This window comes from Nitrospira defluvii (assembly GCF_905220995.1).
GTDB classification, from domain to species: domain Bacteria; phylum Nitrospirota; class Nitrospiria; order Nitrospirales; family Nitrospiraceae; genus Nitrospira_A; species Nitrospira_A defluvii_C.
Map to the genome: position 1 here is coordinate 99055 of NZ_CAJNBJ010000016.1, position 23914 is coordinate 122968.

The following is a 23914-nucleotide window of genomic DNA, read 5'->3' on the forward strand; positions in this document are numbered from 1 at the left end:
ACACAACTCGAACGGTTGTCAGCCTTCACCCAAGCCGCTATGCTGACGCATTCAGCAAGGAGGCTCTATGCAGTATGTTCACCTGGGCCGCTCCGGTCTGCGCGTCAGTCGGTTGTGCCTCGGCACGATGAACTTCGGTCCGCACACATCTGAACCCGAGAGTTTTCAGATCATGGATCGAGCGCTCGAACTCGGCATCAACTTTTTTGACAGCGCCAATGTCTACGGATGGAAAGTCGGCGAAGGGGTCACCGAACAGATCGTCGGACGCTGGCTCGCCCAAGGCGGCGGGCGGCGCGAGAAAGTCGTGTTGGCCACTAAGGTCTACGGGCGCATGGGCGACTGGCCGAACCACTCGCGACTCTCGGCCCTGCACATCAAACGCGCCTGCGAAGAGAGCCTTCGGCGGCTCCGCACGGATCACCTCGACTTGTATCAGATGCACCACATCGATCGTGAGTGCCCCTGGGAGGAAATCTGGCAAGTGATGGAACAGCTGTGTCGAGAGGGCAAGGTCCTGTACATCGGGAGCAGCAATTTCGCCGGGTGGCACATCGCGCAGGCGCAGGAACTGGCCAAATCGCGGCACTTCCTTGGCCTCATCTCCGAACAGAGCCTTTATAATCTTCTCGAACGAACCGTTGAGCTGGAGGTATTGCCTGCCTGCCAAGCCTATGGGATCGGCATCATCCCCTGGAGCCCCCTTGCGCGAGGGTTGCTCGGCGGCGTCCTGGACGCACCCACGACCGGGCGCCGGGCCGACGAGGACGTACGCCAGGACATGGCGACGCACCGACCAACACTCGAGGCCTATGAGCAGTTCTGCCGGCGACACCAATGGGCACCCGCAGCTGTGGCGCTGGCCTGGCTGCTGCATCAACCGGCGGTCACGTCGCCGATCATCGGCCCGCGCACCATGGAACAGCTGACCAGCGCCGTCACAAGCCTGGACCTTTCGCTCAGCACAGAACAACGTCAGGAGTTAGAGCAGATGTTCCCCGGGCCCGGCGGCGCAGCTCCGGAAGCCTATGCCTGGTAGGCATCTGTCGTCGACCGCACAGGCGGAAAAAATTGCCGCCACTCGTGCCGATAGTTTGTCACTATCTCACCCAGCAACGCTCCGCTCGCTCCTCCCTCGCAGGCATCCTGTTTGCGTCCATTCGGTCGCGCTCCACCCACCACCCTTGACGAGCAGGAGGTCCCCATGTCGCCACACCTCACTCACGCAAAGCCAGGCGAGGGGATATCGCCGCCTCCTCTGCGACGAAGCTCACCGCCCTGACCTGTTCACACTGTCAAGGACACCTTGTTGCCGACCTGTATTTTGACACGGTCGATGCCGGAGGCCATGTGTGGATTCGTGTGCGTCGATGCGTCAGATGTGGCACCATCGAGGAGGCAGGACGCGTAGGGCTGGCGTCTCATACGCATGCAGGCAAGAGCATCCGAAAACAGGACACATTGCGGAAGGGACTGGATGATGAAATGATCGTGCTAGGCACGTGATTGCTGCACAGCGCTCGCCCGCCTATATCGTTCCAGCAACGACCACCCCCACGCCCCCACGGTGCCGCCCACCGTATCAGCAACGAGATCGAAAAGATCCGCTTCGCGAAACGGCACAAACAATTGATGTGTCTCATCACTGAGGCCGTAGAAGGCTGCGCCAAGTGCCGCCGCCGGCAGCGCATGCCGCGACAGCCATTCCCCCGAGGCGTGTCGGCAGGCACGGTAGAGCAATCCCCCCAGCACCGCATATTCGCAGAAGTGGAGGATCTTGTCGGAAAACTTTTGCAGGACCGAGGAGATGGCTTCGGGCGGGCTCGACAGGGACGAGCCGAAAAAAATGAGCCCCGCATAGAGGAGCACCGGGCCCCAATGCTGTAAGATGGAAAGCGGCGTCACGAGGCTCCCTGTCCGGAGACCGGTTGAGAGGATCTGATCAGAAGCCATTGTCAGGTGTTCTCTCAGTCAGAGGCTGATTCGTTTTGGCACAACCATTGTTCGCGGGAGGCCCTGCGCCGAAACTTTGGGATCCTGCCGTTTCGTTGCAACCCTCCTACCCCTATGACATACTGCCCGTGAGTCTGCAAGAAACTTCCCGATGAAAACCATTCAGCTCTGCTTTCTCTGGCATATGCACCAGCCGTACTACACGGACCCGCTCACGGGGTCTGCGAGTATGCCCTGGGTCCGCCTGCATGCGACGAAGGCCTATTACGATATGGCGTTCCTGCTCGATCGCTTTCCGCAGGCGCGCTCGACCTTCAACTTCACCCCGTCACTCCTCCTGCAACTGGAAGAGTTCTCCGCCGGTCGGGTACGAGATCTCTTCCTCGAATATGCCCAGCGTCCGGCGACCGACCTCACGCCGACGGAGAAAGCATTTCTCATCCGCCACTTCTTTTCAGCCAACTGGGCCACGATGGTCCGACCCTTTCCCCGCTACCAGGAACTCCTGGTGAAACGCGGCCTCGATGTCCATGGGCAAGACTTAGAGCGTCTGGCGAAGCAATTTTCCACCCAGGACTTCCTCGACCTGCAGGTATGGCACAACCTGGCCTGGTTCGGATACGGCAGCCTGGAGCGATTCCCGCGCCTGGCTGAACTGCGCGCGAAAAATCGTGGATTCACGGAAGAGGACAAGCAGGAAGTGCTGGCGCTGCAACAAACGGCCATCAGGCAAATCGTCCCGATGTATCGCGCGCTGCAGGACCGGGAACAGATCGAACTGACCACCACCCCGTTCTTTCATCCGATTCTTCCCCTGGTCATCGATTCGGAATTCACCCGCCGCGCCAGACCGGACCTTCCCCTCCCGGCACGGTTCCATGCGCCGGCCGATGCGGAAGCCCAAGTCCGGAGGGCCGTCGAATATCATACTCACACGTTCGGTCGAGCCCCGGTCGGGCTCTGGCCGTCGGAAGGATCGGTTTGCCCGGAAGTGTTGCCGATGGTGAGCAAAGCGGGCATCCGCTGGCTGGCGACGGACGAAGGCATTCTCTACCGCTCGCTGCAGATGGCAGGTCAAGCGTGGAACCGCCACTACCACCTCTACCAACCCTACCGGGTCGGCACAGATGCACAGCCCCTCTCAATGCTGTTTCGCGACCGCGAAATCTCGGATGCCTTCGGCTTCATCTACCACAAGACCACACCCGAATCCGCCGCCGACGATGTGCTGCGCCGGATTCGCAGCCTGGCCTTCGATATTCCGCTGGAGCACGGCATCATCGGAGTGATTCTCGACGGGGAAAATCCCTGGGAGCATTACCATGATGGAGGCGAACGATTCCTCTCGCTGCTGTTTCAGGCGTTTGAAGGGGATGGCCTGCACATCGGCCAGGGTATCCGGGTCCGCTTGAACACCGTCGCGCGCGCTCTGGAAACCGCCCCGCCGAGCCAACACCTGGACCAGCTCCATTCCGGCTCCTGGATCAATCAGGACTTCAAGATCTGGATCGGCCACCAGGAAGACAATCGCGGTTGGGACCTACTGCAGCATACGCGGGCCCGGCTGGTCGAGCTGACTCCCTCTCTCCCTCCCGATCGAGCACGCGCCGCCTGGGACGAGCTGTATGCCGCGGAAGGGAGCGACTGGTTCTGGTGGTACGGCGACGACTTCGACACGGACTACAAACAGGAATTCGACCGTCTATTCCGCACTCACCTGCGGAATGTCTGGACCTATGCCGGCATGACCCCTCCGGAAATTTTGAATCAGCCGCTGGTTGAGGCCCGCACCCCGCAAGGGTTGGACCTGGTGCACCAACCATTAGCCTTCATCACCCCAACATTGGACGGCATGGCCTCGAATTTTTTCGAATGGCGCGGGGCGGGCAGCATCAATCCCACACCTCCGCTGGGAGCGATGTGGAAATCCGAAGGGCTGTTCTCCGCGATTTTTTTTGGGTTCGACCGCGAGCACCTCTACCTTCGGCTGGATCTTGATGACGCATCGGCCCCACGCCAGGAGCAGTGCACGGCAGACTTGTACATCGGGTCGGGAATCCAGCAATATCGCCTGTCATTTCCCCTATCGGCCGTCGGTACCGAGACGTTTCTGCTTGCACGGGCAGACGAGTCCGGCGTCTACCGCGACGTCGGGTCGTATAGTACGATCTGCCGACGGAAGATTTTGGAACTGGGCGTGCCGTTCAAAGACCTGGAGATCGAGGTCGGCACGGAATTACGATTGACGCTCACCGTATCGGAGCATGGAATGGAAATCGGACGATATCCCCATCATGGCCCGGCGACCTTCAATCGACCGGACGACGACTTTGCCTCGACCATGTGGCGCGTCTAGACAATCTGTTGATGGAATAGTCGAGTGACTGTGCCGCCGGTCTTACGCGACAGACACGCGTCGAAACGCACACTCATCATAGTGAACCTGAGGAGACGACATGCCTGAGTTACGCAGAGACCCGATTGTCGGTCGGTGGGTGATCATCTCAACCGAGCGAAGTGGGCGCCCGCAAGATGTGCACATGCCCTCCGCACCCCTGCCGTCAGCCGCCCTCTGCCCGTTTTGTCCTGGCCAGGAACGTCTCACTCCGCGGGAAATCCTCGCCTACCGGCCGCATGCGTCCGAGCCGGACGGCCCCAATTGGACCGTGCGCGTCATCCCCAACAAATTCCCCGCCCTGCATGTCGAGGGAGACATGGGTCGCGAAGGGCTCGGGCTGTATGATCGCATGAACGGTATCGGTGCCCACGAAGTCATCATCGAAACCCCCACCCACAAGGAACACCTTGCCGACCTGCCGACCAAGCGCGTGGAGGACGTGCTCTGGGCATACCGCGACCGCATCTTGGATCTCAAAAAAGATTTGCGGTTGCGTTACATCCTGATCTTTAAAAACCATGGGGCAGCAGCGGGCGCCACACTGGAGCACAGCCATTCACAACTGATCGCCCTTCCCGTCGTCCCGACCAGCGTGTTGGACGAAATCAACGGCTGCCGGCAACACTTCCAGCAGAAGGAACGCTGCATTTATTGCGATATCCTGCGACAGGAGTCTTCGGAGGGAGCACGGGTCGTTCTGGAAAATCCGGAATTCCTCTGCATCACGCCCTACGCCGCGCGATTTCCCTTTGAAATGTGGATCCTTCCGAAACGCCATGCGGGATACTTCGAGGAATGCCAACGCACCCAGTTCGAATTTCTCGCCCCGATTCTCGGGGAATCGCTACGGCGGATGGATACGGTCCTTGCGCACCCGGCGTATAACTTTATCCTGCACAGCTCTCCCCTGCATGAAAAGACCGGAGACTTTTATCACTGGCATCTTGAGATCATTCCCAAACTGACTCAGGTCGCCGGATTCGAGTGGGGTACGGGATTCTACATCAATCCTGTCTCACCGGAGGAAGCCGCCAAATGCCTGAGGGAAGCCATCCTGTAGACGAAATAGGACCCGTGCGATTCCGCACATCACAAACCTCCGAGGCTCACCACAAGCAATGGTGCAATAAGCAAGTTCTCCCCAATCTGCTCCGCAGTCGATCAGGCTTATCCCATCCACTCCCGCAGGCCGAGCCAAGGCCGGCTCCGCAACCTCGCCCGGCACGTCACCGCCGATTGGCACGGTAAAATTAGCGTGTCACCCGCCACCTTTCGCCAAGCCGATTGGATAAATTCCGGTCACTACCTGAATTTTGTCTAGTAGCTTCCCTTGCAATCTTCAGGCATGCGGGCGTATACCACCAGGGTGAATTACTAGGGCCATACGAAACGGGATGGCCATCCACTCACGTGTATGAGGAGAGACGCATTCATTCCGAGGACCGGGATGGGGAGGCAGAGACTACCAGGACGGTAGAACGCAGGAGGACGTCGTGAACGGTCAGAACCTCGATTGGAAACACTCTTCATTCAGCGCGCTGGACGTCAACAACCAGAAATACAAACGCTTAGCAGTGGCGTCTGCGATGTTGTTCCTCGGCGTAGTCGGCTTGCTGATCTACCAGATCATCCAGGGCATCAAGTAAGCCCCACAGCAGATCAGTGGCGTTGCGGCCCCAGCGTGCCCTGTGCTGCCTCACGCGGCGACACCTCGCGTAGTTTGATCGCCCGCAGAAAACATGATCTGATTGCAATCCCGCGCGAGTCAGCCGTATCATCGCGCATGCTCGTGCGATTAAGTCACCCAAACCGCGAAATCGAAATCAAAGGGCCCAAGCGCACCAAGGATCTGTTGCGCGAACTCAACCTCGTCATGGAAGCGCATCTGGTCATCCGGGGCGATGAACTCGTGACCGAAGATGAGTGGCTGGCCGACGTCGATCAGGTTGAAATCCGGCCGGTCATCTCCGGCGGCTCAGTCTGAGTCATAAGTGCTGAGTTATGAGTGTTCGGTCTCTCGTTCCATCCAACTCAACACTGTTGTACCCATGAACTGCACCAAATGCCCGACCAGTACACGAGCGGTGATCGGCCTCCCGCGCCACAACGCCGCCTTCTGTAAAGCCTGCTTCATTACGTTTGTCCATGAACAGGTCGCCCGTGCGATTAAATCGTTTAAGATGTTGTCGCCCGAAGACCGCATTCTCGTGGCGGTGTCCGGCGGCAAAGATAGCCTGGCGCTGTGGCATATCCTCCTCACGCTCGGCTATCGCGCCGATGCGCTCTACGTCAATCTCGGCATCGGCAGCTACTCCGAAGAATCGCACCGGAAAGTCCGGCACTATGCCGACACCGTCGCCGCGTCGTATGGCGCGAAACTCCTGGTGCATGTGGTCGAGCAGGAGGCCGGAGCCGGCATTCGGGAGTTGGCGACGATTCTGCATCGTCCGACCTGCTCAACCTGCGGAACTATCAAGCGTTATCAGTTTAATCGCGCAGCGATCGAACAGGAATACGATGTGATGGCCACAGGCCACAATCTCGATGATGAAGCAGCACGGCTTCTAGGCAATGTGCTGCACTGGCAGAATGACTATCTGGATAAGCAGAGTCCGACCCTGCCGGCCTCAGTGGAAGGGTTTGCCAAGAAGGTCAAGCCCCTGTGTCGTCTGTCCGAGCGGGAAATTGCGGCCTATGCCGTGGTAAATCGTCTCGACTACATCGTCGAGGAATGCCCCATGGCCAAGGGCTCCAAGATGATCCTGTACAAGGAAGTACTCAATCGGCTGGAAACGGAGTCGCCCGGGACCAAGCAACGCTTCTACTGGGGCTTTCTCGACAAACAAGCCAAGCCCGATGAGCCAGCCGAGTCTATGGCGGACAAGGACCAGCGTACCCTCGTCCCCTGCGACTCCTGCGGACAACCGACCACCGCCGGCACCTGCACCTACTGCAAGATGATGGCGAAGGCCAAGACGGCCGCACCACGGTGACGGTAGATTTGTCCATCCCGTTCGAACCTCGGCGCATTTCAGCTTCCGTTGTACTTTTACGCCACATACTTGCGCGGTTCTGGCGGCAGGTTGGCGGGGCGATAGGGCAGTTGGGCCTTGTCGCAGCGCTGTTGAACGCTGAGATGGATCGCCCCTGACGGAGGGATGGCTCGAACCGCGGGACGGGCGGTAACAAAGGGGGGCTTGAAGGAGTCGTGCATCGGCATCATCAACGGATCGCCGCTGACCGCTGGTGCGCCATTCGGGGCGAAAGCGCGGTCGCCGAACAGGAGGCCATGGGCCTGCACCTTCGTGAGCATCCAGGCGAGCGTGAGGTCGGAGAGCCCGGTCTCGTTGTACCCGCCGCCGATATCGGCATGCACTCCGGCAAACCAGACCTGTTCGATCCCTTCGCGGGCATCCCACAGAGTCGGCGTGAAACTTTCCCGTTTTTCATCGATCGCCAGGGCGTGATACCCGAACCGCACATTCGGATGTAAGGCGGTGTCGTAGAATCGAAACAACAGGTGGTCCAGCGGGCTAAACAGCGAAATGGGAATCCCGAGCGCTCCAACCGTATCCCACACACCGATCACTTCAATCGCCACATCCTGACTCCGATAATCCTTCCAAAATTGAGCCGTCACCGCAGCACTGTTGCGACGGTACACGTCGAAGGCATGACTCGCACAGGCGTCGTTGAAACAGGACGTAGCTGGAATCCCGCAACGCGTCAGCATCCCCCCAAGACTCCTGGCTGTGAAGGCACCCCGGCTGAATCCAAACAGGTACAGGCGATCACCGGCTTCATATTGTTCGCTCACGAATTGATAACAATCGCGCAGCTTGAGCTCGAGACCTGCTCCAGTGGCTCCTTCCACCACCCGCACGGCCCAGATACCAACGGCGCCGACACCGTCGTCGTACAATGCGACCTGACCTTGAAGCCGTTTGACCCGCGTCGTAGGTGAGCGTACCTGCATCTCGCCGGCCAACAGTGCGAACAGCTTGTAGACGTTCGTATCGGCTGGCGTGAAATCTTGCAACGCCACGTCGTCGGCAGCGGGATGATTCCACGTGCCGTCGGTACAGACGATGATGTTCTTCGGCATCGACTCATCCCTCGCTGCGTCGCCCTAAGACCGTCGCGAAGCTTTTGCAGCGGATGCACGTGGCTTCCGCGCAGCGCGGTACTGTTGCCGCTGGGTGTCCCATCCCTCCCGCTTGGCCGTCTCGGTCAGCGTCTCGATCGACACCGGTTTCGTCACACAGCGCGCAGCCAAGTGCGGGAGATCGATCTCAGATGGCGAGACGATGTAGAGGTGCCGCAATGCGGTCAGGTCGGCCGTGGTCTTCTGCTGATACTGGTACCCAATAATGATCAGATCGGCACTCTGATAAAACTCACTGGTGCCGTGGATATAAATGCTGGAGATGATCTCGCCGTGGGGTGCCGGGAGGTACCACGTGTGCTTGCTCGGCGGATTGTCCCTGCCGATGTTACGGAATGTGCCGTCCAAGAAATCAAATTGCAGGGCACCTACAATGTCACCGAACGACACCGATACGGCAACCAACGGATTGGCGCCGATGGCAAGCGTGGCGTGAGTATCGCCGGTGAGCGCGCCACCGACGACCTGGGTTTGCCCACCTGGACCGCCACCGGGAGGATAGGCCAGGCGGACGCCGTCGATTCGATCCCCGGCAAACACTTCTATCGTAGAGAGCGGTTGGATCGGTGCCGGCGGATTGAGACGCCACCAGGGCCGGACCGGTATCGGCGAGTAGTCCGACGATCCACAGACCGCGCTGTAGATTTCACGATGCAGCACCGCATCAGCCTGCCCTGAAGTGCAAAAGGGCCACAGATTCCGAAAGTCCAGCACCTTGAGCGTCATCCATGTGAGGAAATTATTCTGGTCGTTCCACGCCGTCACATTGTAGTGATAGCCTAAGGAATAATTGATCGGATCGTTGCCGGAATTGCAGAATTGTACGTAGGCATCTTGCGCGGCGCCGAACTCACTCGTGCGTCGTCCATATTCCCTTCCGAACGTGGTATCCACCCACTGACACGCGTCTTGGATGAACTGATTCATTTCCTTCGTCGCCACGGCCACATCGGCATCGGTCCATCCCCAATCTGTACCATGCAGCACACCGTCTCTGAGCAGCGCGAGATACAGATTCACCGCTTGGGCGTAATAGGGAAGCAGCGCCACCTCGTACCCCTGCGTCTGAAACTGCGGCATCTGTTGAACGAAATTGAGCTTCGCACTGGTCCAATTCTGCGAGATGTTCGACGGGTCCTTGGTCGTGATCGCATCCTGGTAATCTTGGATCGAGCCCTTGAGACCTTTCAACGTTTGGGCCTCCAAATTCTCAACCAACTGTGTGAGATCCTGCTGGACGAGCGCTTGTACCTGATCCTTGATCTCGTCCCAGACGTCTTCTTGATCGCTCGGCCATAAGATATAGACCAAGCCGCTGAGCAGGGATCCCACTTCGGGGACCATGCCCAAGGCGCTGGCGATGACGTTCATCGCCGTGTTGTTCCAGTCGTTGATATCGGTGGGAGCCGGGGCGCTTTGCGTGGGTGGTTGAAGGACGGTAGACATGCGGACCTCCTTTTTGGGAAGTGATCGACCGCATGCCCACCGGAGGCATGCGTCGCCTCACTGACAGCAAGAAAGAAGTGACACTACCTACGTTTTCCAACGGAACTGGACAGGCGGGCAAACGATAATCCTCTTCGAATCGAAAACCAAACAGTATTTCGGCCCTGACCGATCGACCATGGTTTTTCTACGATAGGCGCGTCATTATGCCATCGATAGGGCGGCGATGAGTCACCGGCCTCCTTTCCCGAGGCCGGTGCTGGAGGGGTAAATTGCGCCAACCTACTGAGCCATGACGCCGAGCAAGAATCGGTGCCGGCATTCGGCCCACAGTCTCGATGACGAGGCCGCGCACCGCTCGGCAACGTGTCCTATTGGCGGGAAGAATGTCGGAAGGATGGAGGAGCGGCCGATACAAAGACGCCTGTTGAGCGGGAGTTCATTAGGGGACCATGCGAACGCAGCCACGGAATCGTCAATAAATACTCTTGCTCACCTCACTGGACGGCAGACTCTCATTTCCGTTCACATCATACGCCGTCACGGCAAAGTAGTAGGTTGTTCCGAGTTTCAGGTTTGAAAACTGATAGGACGTGACCTTCCCCACATCAACCGGGGCCCCATACCGGCCGGAAGAGGTCCCGGAATAGACTTTGTATCCGGCTAAGTCGCTTTCGGCATTGGCATTCCATGCCAGAGCGGCCGTCGTGCCGGTGGTGCTTGTAGAAGTCGCAGCTGAGAGCTTGAGTGTCACGGGAATCGCCACAGTACTTCCCCTGCTGGTCGTGATCGTCACCGTCCCGGAATAGGTTCCGGCAACCAGCCCGCTGATATTGACGGACACCGTCACCTGCGTGGAACTTCCCAAAGTGCCAGATGTAGGAGAGAGACTCAGCCAACCGGCGTTATCCTTCCCGCTCCAACTGACCTTTCGACTGCTGCTCTTGTAGACCTTCACCGTCTTACTGGATGGATTAGGGCCACCCTGCACCGCCTCAAAGGTCAAACTGGTCGGACTGGCTTGTAGGGCTTCAGCTTCGGAAAGCATCATCTCGCTTCCAATCAGCAGCAAGGCCAGGATCAACAGCATTCGAGGTAGAACCCCCACAGGCAAAGAGAAGTATTGGCGCAGACCTCGTTTCATATGACCTCCCACGTCCGGCTAAGGGGAATACCATTTTCGGCAATCGCAAGACGGCTCACCGGGCATCTCCTGACACGAACCACCGTCCCAGCCTGACACATCAAGAGCAGTGATCATGCCAAACAGACGTGTGTGAGGAAATCGTGCTATCTCATCTGGATTTACATATACCTCCGCTGCCGCTTGGGCAACCGGTGTAGGGTTGAGACTTCAGGAAGGGTAGAGAATGTGCACCCGGCACAAGAGGCCCGATACCTGACGCTCAGGTTTCAGCCGGTGATCCTAGGAGAAGATCTCATCCAGTCAAGACACCAGGACGCGCTCGCCCTGAACTGTGTCTGCCGTTCGGATCTACGCACAGTGCAACATCCGGGCACGTCCCGGAAGTCGTAGTCAGACGCAGCTCGCCTGCAGCTGAAGCCCTGTGCCTTTGCACAGACCGGATGGACTGTGTATAAGCTAGAGCTGTCATGCGTCGCATTGTGCGCGCCTTTTTCACCTTCTCACGTCTTCAGTCCGTACCACGCCATCCGTTGTGTGCCGGCCACCAACGTCAACGCCGTGCGGCGCTTCTCCTAGTCTGCTTCGTCCTCTTCGGTCCACCACGCAACGATTCGATTGCCGACGAACCTGCGGCGCTGCCCAAGGGACAGCCGGCACCCGTCACCCTCCGCTTCGTCTCCTGGAAACCAGACCATCCCCACGTCTGGGACGACGCCCTGGCACGATTCACTGCAGCCCACCCTCACATTTCAGTGGTGCGCGAACTCGCTCCGCATTCCTCAACCGCCTACCACGACCTGCTGACCCAAAAATTGAAAAATGGGGACACGACCGTCGACGTGTTTTTCATGGATGTGATCTGGGTCCCGGAATTCGCGGCAGCTCGATGGGCAAGGCCGCTCGACGACAAGTTTTTGCCGACGATGCGGGAAGCGTTTCTGCCCGCTACCACGGAGGTTGGTCGGTATGAGCAGCATCTCTACGGAGTTCCCAGCCGGATTGATGCAGGGCTGCTCTACTACCGCCAGGATCTGCTGAAGAAATATGGATTCACCCCACCCGCCACCTGGGAAGCACTTATCCGTCAGGCGGAAACCATCTTGGCCGGGGAACGCACGACCTTCCCGACCCTTCAGGGGTACGTAGCTCAATTCAAACAATATGAAGGGTTGGTCTGTAACATACTGGAGATGATTGAAGCCCATGGGGGCAGCCTGCTGACCGCAGACGGGACCCACTCGACCTTGTCGGCGGCACCGGCGCTTGAAGCGATACAATTTGTGCGCAATCGGCTCATCGGCCAAATCACACCACGCGCCGCGCTCACCTATCAGGAACCGGAATCGCTCGCCCTGTTTCTCCAAGGCCATGCGATCTTTCATCGAAACTGGCCCTATGCCTGGGAACTCGCGAACAACCGTACCCGCTCCACCGTCGCCGGACAGGTGGGAGTGGCGCCGCTGCCGGGATCTACTCATGGCCATACCGCCGCGGCGCTGGGTGGCTGGCTCTACGGCATCAGTGCCGCCTCACAACATCCGGAAGAGGCCTGGGCACTCATCGAATTCTTGTCCAGCGAAGCCATGCAGAAGCGGTTTGCCCTGGAGGCAGGCATCGCCCCGTCGCGAACGGCGCTGTTTTCCGATCCGGACCTCCTCGCCCACTCACCGCAACTCCACAACCACCTGACAGTCCTGCAGGCAGCGACGCCACGCCCACGGTCCCCGATTTATCCCGCGTTGTCGCATCTGCTACAGCGCTATTTCAGCCGCGCCTTAGCCGTGGAGCATCTGGATCTCCGACAGGAGGCCGCACGCACCGATGCACAGATCGATCGACTGCTCGCCCTAACGAGGCCTCAGCCATGACCCGCAACCCGCGGCTCACGACGTCTCGTGAACGGCTAGCCGCCTGGTCGATGGTGGCGCCGGCGTTGCTGCTGACCGTCACGTTTGCACTGTATCCGGTCGTAGACTCGTTCTGGCTCAGCCTGCACCATATCTTCATCGGCGTGCCGCAACTCGGCAGTCAGTTCGTCGGCCCGGACAACTACCTCGCGCTCCTTCGAGATCCGGTGGCGCGTCAGGCCTTGCTGGTCACCCTGGGATTCGTCCTGCTCTCGACAGTGCTCGAACTGGCATGCGGGCTGATGATTGCGTTGGTGATACACGAACCATTTCGCGGACGCGGGCTCGTCCGGGCCGCGATTCTGATTCCCTGGGCGATTCCCACGGTGGTCGCCTCCCAACTCTGGCGCTATATCTTCAACGACCAGTACGGCTTTGCCAATCTGTTGCTGTTCGGCGATCGCGTCACCGACTACCTCCCCTGGCTGGCCTATCCGACCACCGCCTTCGGGATCGTCGTCCTGGCAGATGTCTGGAAAACCTCGTCGTTCGCCGCCCTGTTGATCCTGGCAGGACTTCAGCTCATTCCCGACGATCTGTACGACGCCGCGAGAGTGGACGGCGCCGGCGCCTGGCAACGCTTCCGGCACATCACGCTGCCGCTGCTCAAGCCGGCCCTGTTGCTCGCGCTGCTGTTTCGGACGATGGACGCCTTTCGCGTCTTCGACCTGGTCTTTGTCATGACGCAGGGTGGTCCCGGCGATGCGACCCAAGTGCTGCAGTTCTATGGCTATCAGACCCTCTTCACAGAAGGCCGAATCGGGTATGGCTCGGCCGTGTCGGTGGCTGTCTTTCTGATGGTTCTTGCCCTGTCATTGCTCTATCTCCGCGCCATCGGGTCGAGCCTCCTTGAGAGGAAGCGACCATGAATCGCCGGATGCTACTCGGCCTGGGCATCCTCGTCTCGGTGGGACTCAGCCTCCTACCGTTTCTGTGGTTCGTGTTGACCTCCTTCAAATCTCAAACCGCCATCGAGGCGATTCCGCCAACCTGGTGGCCGTCTGGCAACCTGGGCTTTTACCGCGCAGCCCTGTTCGACCACCGGCTGTTCGACTACGCCTTCAATAGCCTGGTGGTCGCCGGCTCGACCACCATCTTGGCGCTCCTGCTCGCCATCCCTGCCGCCTATGCCCTGGCGCGCCTAACCATCCCGGGCAAGCGCGGCGTGCTCGCGGTCTTGCTCTGCGTGTCGATGTTCCCTCAAATGGCGATTGCCGGCCCGATCTGGCGCCTCCTCGACAGCCTGGGTGGACTCAACCACCGCTGGGGTGTCGTGTTGCCCTACGTCGCGCTGACTCTGCCATTGGCGATTTGGATCCTTGCCAGTTTCTTCAAGGAATTGCCGCCCGAGCTGGAAGATGCCGCCCGCGTCGACGGCTGTGGACCTTGGGGCACCCTGTTTCGCATCACGCTTCCGCTGGCGACGCCGGGAATTTTCACCGCAGCGATTTTGATTCTGATCTATGCCTGGAATGAATTTTTCTTCGCGCTGCTCATTCTCACTCAACCGGAGCAACAGACCCTTCCCGTGGGCATCGCACTCTTCCAAGGCGAATTCACGATGCCGTGGGGTGAACTGGCCGCAGCGTCCGTGGTGGCGACCCTGCCGTTGATTGTGGTCGTGCTGTTGTGCCAACGATGGATCGTCAGCGGACTATCCGCCGGCGCCGTGAAAGGTTAGCAGAATGTTGAAAAAGGGCTGCCAGCAGCGTTCTCCTTCGCACGCCTCCCTGCGACGTACCGCAAGGGTACGCCTCAGTCGACGTGCTTCGTGCGGCCTTGCTGGATAGCCTTTTTGAACATTCTGTGAACACTGCTATTTTGCAGGAGTCTCTGTGGCTGAACTGGAATTGCGCGCCGTTTCAAAATCATTTCGGGAGCAGCTCGTGCTGCGGGACATTTCGCTACAGATTCCGGATGGGAGCTTCACGATTCTGCTCGGCCCGTCCGGCTGCGGAAAATCGACCTTGTTGCGCATCATCGCCGGGCTCGACAGTCAGACGTCCGGCCAGGTGCTCATCGACGGAAGAGACGTCGATCACCTGCCGCCTGCGGAGCGTGACATTGCCATGGTGTTTCAGCAGTACGCGCTCTACCCGCACCTCTCCGTTCGTGAGAACCTCTCCTTTGCGCTGAAGATGCGCCGCGTCCCGCGAGAGACGATTGAAACCCGCATCGCCGAAGCCGCACAGTTGCTCGACATCCAGCCGCTCCTGGACCGCAAACCCAAAGATCTCTCTGGCGGCCAACGGCAGCGCGTCGCCATGGGCCGGGCCATCGTGCGGAAACCGAAATTGTTCCTCTTTGATGAGCCGCTGTCGAACCTGGATGCGCAACTGCGCACGTCGACACGCATTGAATTGAAGAAATTGCAGCAACGTCTGCGCGCCACCATGATCTATGTCACCCACGACCAGGTCGAAGCGATGACACTGGGCGACCGTATCGTCGTCATCGAAGGCGGGCGCATTCATCAAGCAGATGATCCCCAGCAAACCTACACGGCCCCAGCTGATCCCTTTGTGGCCTCGTTCATTGGTACGCCCCCGATGAATCTCTGGGAAGGAACCCTGAAGAGCAACGGGACAGAGACCATGTTCGAAGGTGGTGACATGACCTTCCCGTTACCTGCACGTCTCCTACCGGCCCTGCCGTCACAGACGTCGCCAATCATTCTTGGAATCCGCCCGGAAGACATTTCACTTCAGGAGACGCTACAATCCCTGCGAATAGAGGCGCTGGTGGAACTGATCGAGGATCTCGGTGCCGATCTGCTGATCCATTGCCGGGTCGGCCATCTCAAGCTGGTGGCTCGTACAGATCGGACCAACGAAATCACCACAGGCGTATCAGTCCCCTTCTTTTTCCCCCTCAACAACCTGCATCTGTTCATCGACCAACGCCGGATCGAGCTGCCCGACCTGCCCACTTGACTGTGCCCCGGGCTCTCTTATCTCTGTTATACAGACACCGGCGGCGGCAGAGAAAAACCGCTCGTTTACTTGCAATACGCCTGGAGACCTCGTAAGCTCCTGAAAGGATTGCACTCTTTGCCTTTGCTCCACGAAATGTCCTGATAGGAACCGACCCCTGATGGCGACAGCACAACGCGGCTACTACGAAATCCTCGGCATCCCACGCGACGCCTCCGCCGACGACATCAAGAAGGCCTTTCGTCGTCGAGCGCGCGAGATCCATCCCGATCTCCACACCGGCGTCAAGAAAACGGAGATGGAGAAGAAATTCAAGGAACTGAACGAAGCGCATGAGGTGCTGTCGGATCCAGACAAGCGGAAAAAATACGATCAGTACGGCCAGAATTGGGAACAGGCCGAGGCCTACGAGAAAGCCCGCCAGCAAGCAGGGGCCCAAGCGGGGCGCGGCGGTTCAGCCGGCGGATTCAGCGGCGACTTCGGCGACATTTTCGAGACGTTTTTCGGCGGCCGGGGTCGTGGAGGTGGAGGCGGAACCGCGGGGTTTGCCGTTGACGGAGAGGATCTGGAAACCGACGTGCACCTCAGCATCCGCGACGTCTTGACCGGCGTCACCCGTCGGATTGATCTGACGGAGCGAGTCACGTGCAAAGCGTGCGGCGGCAGCGCGATCGTGCGAGGGCGGCCCTGTGTCGTGTGCGGGGGGGCCGGCACCCAGGCGGAAAAGCGCACGATCGAAGTGAGAATCCCCGCAGGCGTCGAGAACGAAACCCGCGTACGCATCGCGGGCAAGGGCCAACCGGGCGTCAATGGAGGCAGGCCGGGCGATTTGTACCTGCGGGTCCATGTGCAGACCAGCGGCATCTTCCGACAGAAGGGCTCGGATATTCAGGTCACGCTCCCGGTCTGGCCCTGGGAAGCCGCACTCGGCGCCGAAGTCATGGCCCCGACGCTGACCGAACCGGTGAAGGTCAAGATTCCCCCAGGCAGCAAAGCCGATAGTAAACTGCGCTTAAAAGGCAAAGGGTTGCCCACCGCCACCGGCGAACCGGGCGATCTGTTCCTCAAGCTGAAAATCATCATGCCCGCCGCCGTCTCCGATGAGGAACGCGCGCTCTACGAACAACTGAGCCGCAGTCGCCACAGCGATCCGCGAGCCGACATCCTCGCTGCATCCAGACGCAGTTCATCCTGAGCAGCAGCACGGAGGCCGACCTTCCATGACGATGGTCGAATACGCGCTCCTCGCGTTCAGCTCACTCTTCGTGATTGTGGATCCTATCGCCGTGGTCCCGGCCTTTCTCGCCATGACCCCGCGCGATTCCGTGGCCCAGCGGCTCCGCACGGCGCGTGTCGCCTGTCTCGTGACCGTCGGATTGTTGAGCGGATTCGCCCTCTTCGGCCAAACCGTCCTCAGGCTGCTGGGAATCACCTTGCCGGCGGTTCAGATCGCCGGAGGTCTCATCCTCTTGTTGGTCTCACTCGACATGTTGCGCGCGCAACGATCCACGGTCCAAGAGACCGCGGCAGAGACCGCCGCCGGTACCAGCAAAGACGACATCGCCATCACTCCGCTTGCCATTCCCATGCTCGCAGGACCGGCTGCCATCTCGACGGTGATTCTGCTGGAAACGCAGGCCACCACCTGGATGCTGCGCGCCGTATTGTTGGGATGCCTTGTACTGATCGGATTGGCGAGTTACAGTATATTAGCGATCGGCGCACGCAGCGCGAAGTGGCTCAATCCCATCGCCGAGAAGATCATCGCCCGGCTGATGGGCCTGTTGCTCGCCGCGCTGGCCGTTCAATTTATGGTGAATGCCCTCACCGGAGACCAAGGGCTGTTACGCGGGTTGACCGGACATTAATCGCTTTCAACTCAAGGAGGAACGAATGACGACGAAACTGTTCACATTTGCCACCGCTTCGGCCATCGCCTGCGCACTGACGATCTCCCCTGCCTGGGCGAATCCCGAAGGCGGATACGGCGGCGGGCACGGCGGCGGTTACGAGAAAGATCGCCACGGCATGGGTGCCGCGATGATGGAGATGATGATGCACGGGGGCGCCGGCCACCTCATCCGGCATCTGCTGAAGCACGAGAAAGACATCGGGCTGAGCGCTGACCAGGTGGCGAAGCTCAAAGACCTCCAGCTCAACCTCGACAAGAACCGCATCAAGATGGAAGCCGATATTCAGGTCGCTGAACGGGAAGTGAAAGCGCTGACGGAAAATGAAAAATCAGATATCGGAGCCATCGAAGCCAAGTTGAAACAGAGTGCGGATGTGCAAATCGGACTCCGCGTGCTTTCGATCAAGACCAGGCGTGAGGCCCTTGCCCTCCTGACTCCCGAACAGCGTGCCAAGGAACAGGCGGAGCATGAGAAGATGATGCAGCAACACAAGGGCATGGGCGCCCCCCACGGCAAGGCCCCCCATGGCGGCAACCCCCACGGGGCGAATCCGCACGGCGCCAATCCCCACGGTGAGGCGAAGCCTCAATAACCCGCATTTCACCTGCACTGAATCGGAGGTCACACATGATCAAGCACGTGACAGTCCCCGCGCTCATGATTGCAACCCTGTGTCTCACGACGACTCCCGCGTGGAGCGACAAGGGTCACAAGGGCAAGGACGAGAAATGCGACGTCGCCGACTTGGTGAAAGATGCCAAAGTGACCATCGACCAGGCGATCAAGACCGCTCTGGACGCAGCCCCAGGCACCGCGGTCGAAGCTGAACTTGAGAAAAAGCACGACAAGACTGTCTGGGAAGTTGAAGTGCTCGGAGCCGATGGCGCAATGACGGAAGTGGATATCGACGCAGCCACGGGCGCCGTCATCGACAAGGAAGCGAAGCACGAGAAACACGAGAAGAAGGGCAAGAAAGAGAAACACTGATTCACGCCGGCAGGGCAGCTCCCTTCAACGCTGCCCTGCCCCCTTTTCCCATTTCATGCCATCACCGATCTCCCCTCACTCCCCTTCACAGACGCTGAGGTGATTGCTGCCGCCGCAGATTGACCCCCTCGGGCCATCTATGCGAAAGTTTGCGATCAACCTGCACACGCACGCTTGCTGAAGCGTAGTTCCCGTCCCGTAACTGAAGGAGTTTCCATGACGACCGACCCTCGACACAAAAGCCACAATCTGCTCGACGGACCGGGCCGCGCACCGGCCCGCGCCATGCTGAAAGCCGTCGGCTTCACCGATGCCGACCTCGAACGCCCGCTGATCGGCGTCGCGAACACGTGGATTGAAGTCATGCCTTGCAACTTTCACCTGCGCCGGTTATCGGAACGGGTCAAGGCAGGCATCCGCGCAGCCGGCGGTACACCGATCGAATACAACACGATCGCGGTGTCGGACGGCATTTCCATGGGGACCGAGGGCATGAAGGCCTCGCTCATCAGCCGGGAGGTCATCGCCGACTCCATCGAGCTCGTCGCGCGCGGACACCTGTTCGACGGCGTCGTCGCCCTCTCGGGGTGCGATAAGACCATTCCCGGCACCGTCATGGCACTCTGCCGCTTGAACCTACCCTCGCTTATGCTCTACGGCGGGTCCATCATGCCGGGACAGTTCCAGGGACACGACGTGACCATTCAGGACGTCTTCGAGGCAGTCGGCAAGCATGCCTCCGGGAAAATGACGAACGCCGAGCTGAAAGACCTGGAAGACCATGCCTGCCCGGGACCCGGCGCTTGCGGCGGACAGTTCACCGCCAACACGATGGCCATTGCGTTCGAGTTCCTCGGGATCTCACCGATGGGACGAAACGGCGTGCCGGCCATGGACCAACGCAAAGATGATGTGGCGTTCGAATGCGGCAAGCTGGTCATGGACCTGCTCAAGAAGGACATTCGCCCTAAACAGATCATCACGCGCCGCTCCATCGAAAATGCCATCGCCGCGGTGGCGACGACCGGCGGGTCGACGAATGCGGTCTTGCACCTGCTGGCCGTGGCGCGCGAAATGGGCGTGCGGCTCACCATCGACGATTTCGACAAGATCAATCGGAAGGTACCCCTGCTGGCCGACCTGAAGCCAGGCGGCCGCTTCACGGCTGCGGACCTCTATGCGGCCGGAGGCACTACCCTCGTAGCCAAACGGTTGGTCGATGCTAAAATCTTGCACCCGGACCAGATCACCGTCAGCGGGCGCACGATCGGGGAAGAGGCCAAATCCGCCTCGGAGCAGCCGAACCAACAGGTCTTGCGACCGCTCACACAGCCGATCAAGCCGACCGGCGGCCTGGTGATCCTGAAGGGCAACCTGGCTCCGGATGGATGCGTGGTCAAAGTGGCCGGACACTCCATCATGCATTTCAGCGGACCGGCCAAGGTCTACGAGCGCGAGGAAGATGCCTTCAAGGCCGTGCAGGCGGGAAAGATCAAGGCCGGCGATGTCGTCGTGATTCGGTACGAAGGTCCATCCGGCGGTCCCGGTATGCGGGAGATGTTGGGTGTCACCGCCGCAATCGTCGGTGCCGGACTCGGAGATTCAGTCGCGCTGCTCACCGACGGACGGTTCTCCGGAGCCACCCACGGCCTGATGGCCGGACACGTGGCCCCGGAAGCCATCAAGGGTGGACCGATCGGAGCTGTCAAAACCGGTGATATCATCACGTTCGACATTGCGAAACGGCGGCTGGATATCAACGTGACGCAGAAGGAACTCGCCGCCCGCCTCAAGAAGGTCAAACACCCGGCACCCAGCTACGTATCCGGCGTGATGGGCAAATATGCCCGCCACGTCTCATCCGCCTCCGAAGGTGCGGTGACCAACTAGTCATGGCAACCTTGCCTCGATGGGGTCTCGCGGCGGCGATCTTCGCCGCCGCCTGGCTCCTCGGGGAGCCCCATCCCGCTCACGCAGTCGAACCGGCTCAGGCCCTGTGCGCCGACTGGCAGAGCCGCCATTCCCAATGGATCTGGTGCGACGACTTTGAAGTCGACCGTCTCAGCAGCTATTTCGAATACGACATCCGGCATGGCCGATTTGTTCGTGAAGCCGGAGCAGGAGCAGGGGCGTCCATCGGCATGCGGGCGGAGTACCTGCCCGGCGATCCACACGGAGGCTCGCTCCATCTGGCGTTCGGCAAGACGCCCATCGCGTACATGAAACCGGTGGATGCCGGAACCGCTCACTACCGCGAGATTTACTGGCGGTTCGACCTTCGACTGCAACCTGGTTGGATCGGCGGCGGGGCCGATAAACTCACACGGGCGACGATCCTGTCGAGCGACCGGTTTGCACAAGCTGCCATCGGTCACCTGTGGAGCGGCGGCCTGCCCGGCTCCGATCCCGAACGGCTGTACCTTGATCCCGCATCCGGCACCGATGAGTTTGGCACCTTGCGTACCACCACCTACAACGATTTTCCTCGCTTGCGATGGCTTGGCGCCGCCGGCGGCGAGACGCCGCTGTTCAATGCGACCAATATCAGCAAATGGTTTTGCATCGAGGTGCATATGAAGCTGAACCAAGCCAATGCGAGCGACGGCGTGTTTGAGTATTGGATTGACGATCGCCTGGAGGCACAGCGAACCGGCCTGAACTGGGTCGGCACGTATCAAGACTTTGGCATCAACGCCGTGTACCTGGAACAGTATTGGACTTCGGTTCCATTCAACAAGGTGCAACAGCGCTACTTCGACAACTTCGTGGTCTCCACCGCACGTATCGGATGTGTGCAATAACACGAAACGCCCGACGACACATCAGACGGCGACCGGAAAGAGTTAACCGTTTCTTGAGCTACCAAGTCGCCCGACTGCTGTAGACTGCGCGCTCACTCATGATGGCACCGCGACGCACCACTGCAGACCCACAAACATCAGGCCCGGCTGCTTCACCGGCCGGCAGCCGACCCATGACCAGCGATCTGTCGCGTCCCGAATGGTTCATCAATCGCGAGCTGAGCCTCCTGGAATTCAACCGTCGGGTCCTCGATCTCGCGAAAGATCCGAAAGTGCCTCTGCTGGAGCGGTTGAAATACCTCTGCATCGTCAGTTCCAATCTGGATGAGTTTTTCGAAGTGCGCGTAGCCGGACTCAAGGAGCAGGTGACGCACGGGGCCGAGCAGCGAGGCGCCGACGGCCTCACCCCATCTGAACTCCTGAGTCGCATCGCTGTCCTCACTCACCAGTTGGTGCATGAGCAATATCATGTCCTGAATCACTCGCTGATCCCGAAGCTCGCCGAAGAACGTATCCGGTTTCTCAAGCGGGCCGACTGGATGCCGTCGCACATCCGCTGGATGCGCCGGTTCTTTTCTCGGGAGTTACTGCCGCTCCTGAGTCCGGTCGGCCTCGATCCCGCGCACCCGTTTCCGAAACTCCTCAACAAGAGTCTGAATTTTCTGGTCACACTCGAGGGCACCGATGCCTTCGGTCGCCCGAACGGCACCGCGATCGTACAGGTCCCGCGCTCACTCCCGCGCGTGATTCACCTGCCCGTGCGCAACGCCGCCTGGCCGCATGATTTTGCGTTCCTGTCGTCGGTCATCCACGCCTTCGTCCACCAGCTCTTTCCGGGCATGCAAGTCACGGGTTGCTACCAGTTTCGGGTGACGAGAAACAGCAATCTCTTCGTCGACGAGGAAGATGTCGATGATCTTCGGCGTGCACTGGAGGGGCAATTGCCGGATCGGCGCTTTGGCGACGAAGTACGGCTGGAGGTGGCGGACAACTGCCCTGCTGATCTGGTCTATTTTCTTCGCGAACAGTTTCATCTGGAGGCGCGCGACGTCTACCAATGCCACGGGCCGGTGAACTTGCATCGGCTGATGGCCGTGCCGGACCTCGTCGACCGACCCGACCTGAAGTTCACCCCCTTCACACCCAGCGTGCCCACAACGCCGGTACCCAGCGAGGACTGGTTCGACGCCATTCGGCAGGGAGACATCCTGCTGCATCATCCCTATCAGTCATTCACTCCGGTAACGGAGTTTCTCCGCCAGGCAGCTACGGATCCACACGTGCTCACGATCAAACAAACGTTGTATCGGACAGGAGCCGATTCAGCCATTGTGCAATCGCTGGTGGATGCTGCACGCGGCGGGAAAGAAGTCACCGTCGTGATCGAGTTACGAGCCCGATTCGACGAGGAAGCCAACATCGAACTGGCGCACGATTTGGAAGAAGCCGGCGCCCATGTGGTGTATGGGGTCGTAGGCCTCAAAACACATGCCAAGATGAGTCTGGTGCTCCGGCGGGAAGGCCGGCTCCTGCGCAGCTACACCCATCTGGGAACGGGCAACTACCACGCCCGCAACGCAAAACTCTATACCGATTTCGGCCTGCTCACCTGCGATGCGGCGATCGGACGTGATGTCCGCACGGTCTTCCAACAACTCACGTCCCTAGGGCAACCGGGCCGCCTCAAACATTTGCTGCAGTCGCCGTTTACATTGCATACTACGCTCCTCAAATGGATCGGGCGTGAAACCGACCGGGCAAAACAGGGCAAACCGGCTCACATCATCGCGAAGATGAACGCGCTCCTGGAGCCCCAGATCATTCGCGCATTGTACAAAGCCTCCCAAGCCGGTGTGAAAATCGATCTGATCGTCCGTGGCCCGTGCGCCCTACGGCCCGGCATCGCCGGGCTGTCGGAACATATCCGGGTGCGTTCGATCATCGGCCGGTTTCTTGAGCACAGCCGGATCTTTTACTTTTTGAACGACGGCGACGACCGGGTCTTCCTCTCCAGCGCCGACTGGATGGACCGCAATTTCTTTCGACGGATCGAAGTCGCGTTCCCCGTTTTGGAGAAGACCCAGCGACAACGAGTGATCGACGAAGGGCTGCGCCCCTACCTCGAAGACAATACCCACGCCTGGATACTTCACCGAGATGGCACCTATCGGCGGCAGACGCCGGGACGCAGGTCCCCTCGCTCGGCCCAACAGTGCTTGATGAACACACTGGTCACATAACGCCAACGGCCCCGCCATTCCCTT

21 protein-coding genes are annotated in these 23914 nt (G+C 59.7%); 17 read left to right on the top strand and 4 right to left on the bottom strand.

Annotation, left to right across the window (positions count from 1 at the left end; translation table 11 throughout):
* Positions 1-67 precede the first annotated feature (67 nt).
* Complete coding sequence (locus KJA79_RS12135; RefSeq protein ID WP_213042314.1) at positions 68-1039, top strand: aldo/keto reductase; 972 nt, start codon at positions 68-70, stop codon at positions 1037-1039.
* Positions 1040-1494: 455 nt separating this feature from the next.
* On the opposite strand, the gene KJA79_RS12140 is transcribed toward KJA79_RS12135, so the two are convergent.
* A complete protein-coding gene (locus KJA79_RS12140) occupies positions 1495-1905 on the bottom strand; it encodes a VanZ family protein (protein WP_213042315.1) in 411 nt (136 codons plus the stop codon).
* 199 nt (positions 1906-2104) lie between these two features.
* On the opposite strand from KJA79_RS12140, the gene KJA79_RS12145 reads away from it, so the two are divergent.
* From KJA79_RS12145 to KJA79_RS12165, 5 genes are all read left to right on the top strand, one after another.
* Positions 2105-4309, top strand: a complete 2205-nt coding sequence (locus KJA79_RS12145) for a glycoside hydrolase family 57 protein (RefSeq protein WP_213042316.1) — start codon at positions 2105-2107, stop codon at positions 4307-4309.
* 100 nt (positions 4310-4409) lie between these two features.
* Positions 4410-5411, top strand: a complete 1002-nt coding sequence (galT, locus tag KJA79_RS12150; protein ID WP_213042317.1) for a galactose-1-phosphate uridylyltransferase — start codon at positions 4410-4412, stop codon at positions 5409-5411.
* A gap of 433 nt (positions 5412-5844) precedes the next feature.
* Complete coding sequence (locus tag KJA79_RS12155; protein WP_213042318.1) at positions 5845-5997, top strand: hypothetical protein; 153 nt, start codon at positions 5845-5847, stop codon at positions 5995-5997.
* Positions 5998-6134: 137 nt separating this feature from the next.
* Entirely contained in the window at positions 6135-6335 is a 201-nt protein-coding gene (locus KJA79_RS12160; RefSeq protein ID WP_213042319.1) for a MoaD/ThiS family protein, read from the top strand.
* 64 nt (positions 6336-6399) lie between these two features.
* The gene (locus tag KJA79_RS12165) at positions 6400-7344 is read left to right on the top strand and encodes a PP-loop family protein (RefSeq protein WP_213042320.1); all 945 of its coding nucleotides are present in this window, start codon (positions 6400-6402) and stop codon (positions 7342-7344) included.
* Positions 7345-7400: 56 nt separating this feature from the next.
* Here KJA79_RS12165 and KJA79_RS12170 read toward each other — a convergent pair whose 3' ends face one another.
* The 3 genes from KJA79_RS12170 to KJA79_RS12180 form a co-directional block, all read right to left on the bottom strand.
* Positions 7401-8456: a DUF2235 domain-containing protein gene (locus KJA79_RS12170; RefSeq protein WP_213042321.1), complete on the bottom strand. Its 1056-nt coding sequence runs from the start codon at positions 8454-8456 to the stop codon at positions 7401-7403.
* 24 nt (positions 8457-8480) lie between these two features.
* Positions 8481-9962 carry an insecticidal delta-endotoxin Cry8Ea1 family protein gene (locus tag KJA79_RS12175; RefSeq protein WP_213042322.1) on the bottom strand — a complete coding sequence of 494 codons (1482 nt, stop codon included), beginning with the start codon at positions 9960-9962 and terminating at the stop codon, positions 8481-8483.
* A 475-nt stretch (positions 9963-10437) separates the two neighbouring features.
* Complete coding sequence (locus tag KJA79_RS12180; RefSeq protein WP_213042323.1) at positions 10438-11106, bottom strand: BACON domain-containing protein; 669 nt, start codon at positions 11104-11106, stop codon at positions 10438-10440.
* A 470-nt stretch (positions 11107-11576) separates the two neighbouring features.
* Between KJA79_RS12180 and KJA79_RS12185 the strand changes: the two genes are divergently transcribed.
* From KJA79_RS12185 to ppk1, 11 genes are all read left to right on the top strand, one after another.
* Entirely contained in the window at positions 11577-12977 is a 1401-nt protein-coding gene (locus KJA79_RS12185) for an ABC transporter substrate-binding protein (RefSeq protein ID WP_246507616.1), read from the top strand.
* Positions 12974-13885 (top strand): carbohydrate ABC transporter permease, encoded by a 912-nt coding sequence (locus KJA79_RS12190; protein WP_213042324.1) that lies wholly within the window; start codon positions 12974-12976, stop codon positions 13883-13885. Before KJA79_RS12185 ends, KJA79_RS12190 begins: the two co-directional genes overlap by 4 nt.
* A complete protein-coding gene (locus KJA79_RS12195; protein ID WP_213042325.1) occupies positions 13882-14697 on the top strand; it encodes a carbohydrate ABC transporter permease in 816 nt (271 codons plus the stop codon). Before KJA79_RS12190 ends, KJA79_RS12195 begins: the two co-directional genes overlap by 4 nt.
* 154 nt (positions 14698-14851) lie before the next feature.
* Complete coding sequence (locus KJA79_RS12200) at positions 14852-15949, top strand: ABC transporter ATP-binding protein (protein ID WP_213042326.1); 1098 nt, start codon at positions 14852-14854, stop codon at positions 15947-15949.
* A 160-nt stretch (positions 15950-16109) separates the two neighbouring features.
* Complete coding sequence (locus KJA79_RS12205; protein ID WP_213042327.1) at positions 16110-17144, top strand: DnaJ C-terminal domain-containing protein; 1035 nt, start codon at positions 16110-16112, stop codon at positions 17142-17144.
* 25 nt (positions 17145-17169) lie between these two features.
* On the top strand, positions 17170-17817 hold the full coding sequence (locus tag KJA79_RS12210) for a MarC family protein (protein ID WP_213042328.1): 648 nt from the start codon (positions 17170-17172) through the stop codon (positions 17815-17817).
* 25 nt (positions 17818-17842) lie between these two features.
* Positions 17843-18454, top strand: coding sequence for a Spy/CpxP family protein refolding chaperone (locus tag KJA79_RS12215; protein ID WP_213042329.1), 612 nt, complete (start codon positions 17843-17845; stop codon positions 18452-18454).
* A 35-nt stretch (positions 18455-18489) separates the two neighbouring features.
* Positions 18490-18849, top strand: a complete 360-nt coding sequence (locus KJA79_RS12220; RefSeq protein ID WP_213042330.1) for a PepSY domain-containing protein — start codon at positions 18490-18492, stop codon at positions 18847-18849.
* Between the two features lie 216 nt (positions 18850-19065).
* Positions 19066-20739, top strand: coding sequence for a dihydroxy-acid dehydratase (ilvD, locus tag KJA79_RS12225; protein WP_213042331.1), 1674 nt, complete (start codon positions 19066-19068; stop codon positions 20737-20739).
* 2 nt (positions 20740-20741) lie between these two features.
* Entirely contained in the window at positions 20742-21650 is a 909-nt protein-coding gene (locus KJA79_RS12230; protein ID WP_213042332.1) for a hypothetical protein, read from the top strand.
* A gap of 173 nt (positions 21651-21823) precedes the next feature.
* On the top strand, positions 21824-23890 hold the full coding sequence (gene ppk1 / locus KJA79_RS12235; RefSeq protein WP_246507619.1) for a polyphosphate kinase 1: 2067 nt from the start codon (positions 21824-21826) through the stop codon (positions 23888-23890).
* The last annotated feature ends 24 nt before the right edge of the window (positions 23891-23914 follow it).